Raw genomic sequence first — 4,394 nt, 5'->3', positions numbered from 1 at the left:
TCCTCGGCGTCGGTCAGCGGCTGTTCCCCGGTGGAGGATCCGTCCTCGTACCCGTGGCCGTGGTGCTCGTACTCGTCGTACTCCCCGTACTCGTCGTACTCCTCGTAGGCCTCGGGGTCCCCCTCGTCCTCGCGGTGCTCCCGCTCCCCCGCCTCGCGGACGTCGGCGGGCGGGAAGACGAGGGAGCGCAGGTTGAGCGCCACGTGGACCAGGACCGGCACCCAGACGCTTCCGGTCCCCAGGTACAGGACGGTGAAGAGGGTGCCGGAGGCGCCGGCGCTGACCAGGCCCCACCAGCCCTGGTAGAGGTGCGCGACGGAGAACAGCAGCACCGACAGCGCGGCGGCGATCCACAGCGGCACGCCCATGCTGGCGACCAGGAGGATGAACAGGCCCCGGTAGAGCAGTTCCCCGAACACGCCCCCGGTGACGGCCACCCCGGCGGCCATCGCCCGTTCGGCGGTGGTGCGCGGTGCGAGCAGCCCCCGGTCGCGCTCGGGTTGGGGGAGGCTGAGCGGCGCGGAGGAGCGCCGCCCTCGGGCGCTCGCGCCCTGGGCGCGTCTGCCGCGCGCCGGCCTCCCGCCGCGGCCGGAGCGCCCCGGCCCCCTCGGAAGCCCGTTGACCAGCAGCCAGAACACCGTGAGGGCGAGCAGGCCGCCGACGGCGCCGCCCGCGATCGGCCCCCACGCGTCGGGCAGGCGCAGGCCCAGGTCCGCGGCGACCAGGTTCGGCGAGAGCAGCAGCACCCCGAAGACCACCAGGCCCCACAGCACGTGGATCCCCATGGTGACGGCGTGCAGGAGGGTGAGGGCGCGCGCGTCGCCGTCGCGCCTACGGGACAGCCACGTGAACGCCTTCCTGCCGAGGAGGGGTTCGCCGAACGCCGCGAAGAGGAGCAGCAGGACCGTCAGGACGGTCCCGGCGAGGCTGAACTGAGGGAGAGACTCCGACCATGGCACGGGGCAATAGTAGGGGTCCGAAACGAGTCATAGTGCACGTGCCGTATTTCATCCACGGCTGCTCCAGCTCCTGACCACCTCTTGCCGTGCGGCCCGAGAAGGGCGACCGTAGAAGTGACACAGGTCACAGCATGAGCGGGTCCGCCCGTTCCGTGCGGCCACCGCTCGGACCACGAAGGGCTGGGTAGCAGGGATGGCAGATCGCAACGTCAACGGAACCGGAGCCTCAGCCGGAGCCGTACCGAGGGCCGACGGGCCCCGCGACATCCGCAACATCGCGCTGGTCGGGCCGTCCGGCGCCGGTAAGACGAGCCTGGTCGAGGCGCTGCTCGCCGCCGCCGGGGAGGTCGGCCGCCCCGGCAGCGTCGAGGAGGGCACGACCGTCAGCGACCACGACGAGGTCGAGATCCGGCAGGGGCGGTCGGTCAACCTCACCGTCAACCCGGTCATGGTCGGCGACGTCAAGGTCAACCTGCTGGACACCCCCGGGTACGCGGACTTCATCGGGGCGATGCGCGCCGGGCTGCGCGGGGCCGACGCCGCCCTGTTCGTCGTGTCCGCCCTGGAGGGCGTGGACGGCCGCACCCGCGTGCTGTGGGAGGAGTGCGCCGCCGTCGGCATGCCCCGGGCGGTGGCCGTCACCAGGATCGACCACCCGCGCGCGGACTACGACGAGGTGGTCGCCCAGTGCCGGGAGGCGTTCGGTCCGGGCGTGCACCCCGCCTACGTCCCGGCCGTGGAGGGCACGGGGGACGACCGCCGCGTGGTCGGCGTGTGGGGGCTGGTCTCCGAGCGGTACTACGACTACTCCGGCGCGTCCGCTGGCGTCGGCGGTTCCGACGGCTCCGAGCTCGCGAAGCGTTCCGGCCGCGCCGGAGGGGGCGGGCCCGGATCCGCCCCCTCGGCGCGTCCGGTGCCGGACTGGCTGCGCGAGGCGGCCGGACCGCTCCGGGAGACCCTCGTCGAGGAGGTCATCACCGAGAGCGAGGACGAGGCCCTCATGGAGCGCTACATGGAGGGCGGCGAACTCGACCCCGACCTGCTCATCGACGACCTCCAGAAGGCGGTCGCCGCGGGCGGCTTCCATCCCGTCCTGGCGATCAGCACCACGACCGGGGTGGGTGTGCGCGAACTGCTGCGCGAACTGCCGCTCTCGTGCCCGGACCCGACCCGGCGCCCGTTTCCCGAGACCTCCACACCGGAGGGCGAACCGGTGGCGGGGCTGTCCTGCGATCCGGACGGCCCCCTGGTCGCGCAGGTCCTCAGCACCGCCGGTGACCCGTACGTGGGCCGGGTGAGCCTGGTGCGCGTCTTCTCGGGGACCCTGCGCCCCGACACCCGTGTCCACCTGCACGGCCACGGAGTCCCGTGCGGGCTGACCGGCCAGGACGAGCTGGACCGGACCGGCAACGACGAGCGCACGGGACCGCTGTCCGTGCCGCTGGGCCGCGAGAACCGGCCGGTGGGCCAGGTGGTCGCCGGAGACCTGTGCCTGGTGGCAAGGCTTCCCGACGCCCGCACCGGCGACACCCTCTCCGAGCCGGAGCGGCCGGTGCGCGTGGCGCCGTGGCGCTTCCCGCGTCCGCTGTTGCCGGTGGCGGTGGGCGCGGAGTCCTCGGGGGACGAGGACAAGCTTTCGCAGGCGGTGGCCCGGCTGGTGGCGGAGGACCCGTCGCTGCGCGTGGAGGTGAACGCCGAGACCCACCAGATGGTGCTGTGGAGCCTGGGCGAGGCGCACCTGGACGCCGCGCTGGACCGGTTGGAGCACCGCCACGGGGTGCGGGTCGGCACCGGGGAGGTGCGCGTGCCGCTGCGGGAGACCTTCGCGGTTCCGGCGCAGGGCACCGGGAGGAACGTGAAGCAGAGTGGCGGGCACGGGGAGTTCGGTGTCTGCCGGATCCGCGTGGAGCCGTTGGAGTCGGGCGCGGGCCTGGAGTTCGTCGACGAGATCGTGGGCGGGGTGGTGCCCCGCCAGTTCGTGCTGTCCGTGGAGAAGGGCGTGCGCGCGCAGATGGCGGACGGCGTCGGGACGGGGACCGGCGCGAAGGGCGGCGCGGGGTCGGGGGACGGAGCGGGCTCCGGAGCGGGGTATCCGCTGGTGGACATCCGGGTGACGCTCTACGACGGCAAGGCGCACTCGGTGGACTCCTCGGACATGGCCTTCCAGAAGGCGGGGCGGCTGGCGCTCAGGGACGCGGCGGCCGCGGCGCGGCTGGCGGTGCTGGAACCGGTGGACGAGGTGTCCGTGGAGGTGGACGACGCCTACCTGGGCGCGGTGCTGAGCGACCTGTCGGCCCGGCGCGGCCGGGTGGTGGGGACCGAGTCGGTGCGGGGCGGTCGGGCGGTGGTGCGCGCCGAGGTGCCGGAGCTGGAGATCGTCCGGTACGCGGTGGACCTGCGGTCGATCTCGCACGGCACGGGCGTGTTCAGCCGGGAGTACGCGCGCCACGAGCCGCTGCCCGCGCAGGCGGCGGCGCGGCTGGCCGGGCGGGTCGGGCAGGGCTAGGGCGGAAGGACGGTCCCCGTCCCGCACGGGCGGACCGCGCGGAACCTGGAAGGACCGGTCCCTGTGCCCGGAACGACCCCGTCCCGCACGGGGCGGACCCCGCCTCTAGAAGACCCTTCCCGGTCTGGTGCGGTCGGCCAGGGCGGCGAAGCGGAACGTGTTCACGGGATGGCTGGACAGGAGGTTGACCAGCAGCACGAAGAAGCCCGTGTCGGTGCGCGCGCGGGCGGCGATGTCGTGGAAGTCCACGGCCGGGTACAGGTACTTGCCCGCGGCGAGCACCCGCAGCCCCTGCATGCCCTCGGGGCAGAACGCGTGGGCGTGGTTGTCCGCGGTGTACTCCTGCGCGCGGTTCAGGCTGGTGCCCACGCCGGGGATCACGTTGGCCACCGAGATCCCGAACTGGCGCCAGAACGACGTGTGGCCCGCCGCGATGTGGCCGACCTCGTGGCCGATGACGAACCGCAGCGTGTCGGCGTCGGCCAGCCGGTCGCCCACCTCGAACAGGTCGCTGGTGACGGCCACGTAGCGCCGGAAGCCGTGCCCGGAGGCGAACGCGTTGAGCTCGCCGTTGCCCAGCACGACGTAGGCCTCGGGCACCTTCTTCATGCGGAACGCGGCGGCGGCCTCGGTGACCATCCGGTGGGCCTCGGGGAACTGGTTCTCGGTGATGCGCACCCCGTTGACCCGCTGGCGCGCGTACTGCTGCCCGCGCACGAAGTACACGAGCGCGGGGATGCTCAGCAGGAGCAGCGGCTGGTTGGGCTCACCCGAGTAGGCGCGGCTGACCGCGCCCACCACGGCGAGCAGGGTCACCCCCACGCACACGACCAGGAGGGGGATCTCCCGGGGATGGCGCAGCCGGCGTTCGGCCATCCGTGGTCAGAGGCGGTACTCGGAGCCGGGGCGGTCGTCGTCGGGGGGCGGGG

General features: G+C 73.6%; 3 protein-coding genes. 1 reads left to right on the top strand and 2 read right to left on the bottom strand.

Annotated features, from left to right (window positions below; genetic code table 11):
• The coding region (locus DQW06_RS14780) for a CPBP family intramembrane glutamic endopeptidase (protein ID WP_157983445.1) at positions 1-959 on the bottom strand (959 nt) is incomplete at its 3' end.
• Between the two features lie 193 nt (positions 960-1,152).
• Here DQW06_RS14780 and DQW06_RS14775 point away from each other — a divergent pair.
• Complete coding sequence (locus DQW06_RS14775) at positions 1,153-3,465, top strand: elongation factor G-like protein EF-G2 (protein WP_117198689.1); 2,313 nt, start codon at positions 1,153-1,155, stop codon at positions 3,463-3,465.
• A gap of 105 nt (positions 3,466-3,570) precedes the next feature.
• On the opposite strand, the gene DQW06_RS14770 is transcribed toward DQW06_RS14775, so the two are convergent.
• Complete coding sequence (locus DQW06_RS14770; RefSeq protein ID WP_013151345.1) at positions 3,571-4,341, bottom strand: M48 family metallopeptidase; 771 nt, start codon at positions 4,339-4,341, stop codon at positions 3,571-3,573.
• Positions 4,342-4,394: the final 53 nt, after the last annotated feature.

Source organism: Nocardiopsis sp. TNDT3 (assembly GCF_003427465.1).
Lineage (GTDB): Bacteria > Actinomycetota > Actinomycetes > Streptosporangiales > Streptosporangiaceae > Nocardiopsis > Nocardiopsis dassonvillei.
The sequence above is the reverse complement of the archived record's forward strand: the minus strand, read 5'-3'. Positions and strand labels throughout refer to the sequence as shown.

Excerpts from the sequence above, each read along its gene's own strand:
- DQW06_RS14775 (WP_117198689.1), top strand. The coding sequence starts at position 1,153 with ATGGCAGATCGCAACGTCAACGGAACCGGAGCCTCAGCCGGAGCCGTA.
- DQW06_RS14770 (WP_013151345.1), bottom strand. The coding sequence starts at position 4,341 with ATGGCCGAACGCCGGCTGCGCCATCCCCGGGAGATCCCCCTCCTGGTC.